The sequence below is a fragment of the Kitasatospora sp. NPDC001159 genome, from assembly GCF_053598235.1.
In genome coordinates, this window is the sequence record NZ_JBSFJV010000282.1 from 1 (window position 1) to 1,341 (window position 1,341).

General features: G+C 74.3%; 1 protein-coding gene. It reads right to left on the reverse strand.

Annotated features, from left to right (window positions below):
* Positions 1-298: 298 nt before the first annotated feature.
* Positions 299-958: a hypothetical protein gene (locus ACWC9T_RS41880; protein WP_449826259.1), complete on the reverse strand. Its 660-nt coding sequence runs from the start codon at positions 956-958 to the stop codon at positions 299-301.
* Positions 959-1,341: the final 383 nt, after the last annotated feature.

A 1,341-nucleotide genomic window follows, 5' to 3' on the forward strand; every position in this document is an offset into this window, starting at 1 on the left:
GTACTGCAGGGGGGACCCTGTGGGAGAGTAGGACGCCGCCGAACAATTCTTCAGAAGAGCCCCCATCCGGATTCCGGATGGGGGCTCTTCGCGTTGTCTGGACAAAAGTTGGCCGAAAGCTCGTGCGGCGTTCGCTGGAAGACCGTGTACGCCCCGCCTAGGGCCCCTGTGTTCGGGCCTCCTCGAACCCATGTATTCACGACTGGGAAGCACATCACGCGGTTCTCCATCGACAGGCGCCGATTCCTCCAACTGGGCGGCGCGTCCGTGGCCCAGGCCTCAGGGCAGCGGCCTCCCGTCAGCCGGTCGGCTGCCAGGGCCGCCCCGGCACCCACAGCGGGACGGGACCGCCGCGCGGCATGGCGCGTGCTGCGTCCTCCTCCAGCCATGCGTCCACCCGCGCGGGATCGCCCTCGCTCAGCTCCACCAGCGCGGCCGCGGCGATCCGGGCGCAGCACAGCACGAGCGCGAGGGTGTCCTGGCGGCGGTGCCGCTCCCGGACGTAGGCCTCGCCGCGCTCCTCGATGTGCCTGCCGTGGGACGGTCCGTCCCCGCCGGCCAGTGCCTGGACGCCGTGCCACACCAGGGTCAGCGCGCAGGGTTCGGCCGGGTGCGTCAGGCCCTCCCGGTGTGCCTGCTCGCGGGTCTCGGCCGACCGCCGCCCGAGCCACTCCAGGGCCGCCGGCCCGTCCTCCCCGCAGGAGCGGAGGAGCAGTTCGGCGGCCTGTTCCGCGGCGGCTCGCAGCACTGCCGAGGCCGGTACCCGAAGCCCGGGCGCGGGGGCGTCGCCGAAGGACAGCCACGCGTCCGCGAACGAGGCGGCGCGCAGCCCGCCCACCCAGGCCGGGGCCCCGCCGGGCGCGCCGAGCCAATCCCGGGCCCCCAGCCGGACCAGTCCCACCGCGACCAGTCGCGCCGCGTCCCCGTCCAGGTCCAGCAGCCGTCCACTCCGCACCATGCACCCCACCAGCGCTCGTCACCCCGTTGGGCACATCCCACCACACCGGGACGCGAACTAGACAGGGGCACGTCACAAATCGGGGCCGATGCGGTGCCGCCCGCCGGACGCACCGGCGTGCCAACCGCCCGGGGGAGCGGTCGGCACGGGTCCTGCGAGGTCAGTCGACGTAGAGGTGCCACTCGTCGCCGGACCCCTGAACCCTCCAAGGAGACGGAGAGGGGCGGCCGCCCCTCTGCGCGGACCGGCTCCCACTTCCTGCGCCCCGCTGCCCCGGCCCGTGAGGCTCAGCGGGAGCCCCTCGCACAGCTCGACCACCCGCTGCGCGGCTTCCGGTTCCGCCTGCAGCCTGGGCAGGCCCGCGACCCCGGCGAGCACGCCGA

Excerpts from the sequence above, each read along its gene's own strand:
- ACWC9T_RS41880 (WP_449826259.1), bottom strand. The coding sequence starts at position 958 with ATGGTGCGGAGTGGACGGCTGCTGGACCTGGACGGGGACGCGGCGCGA.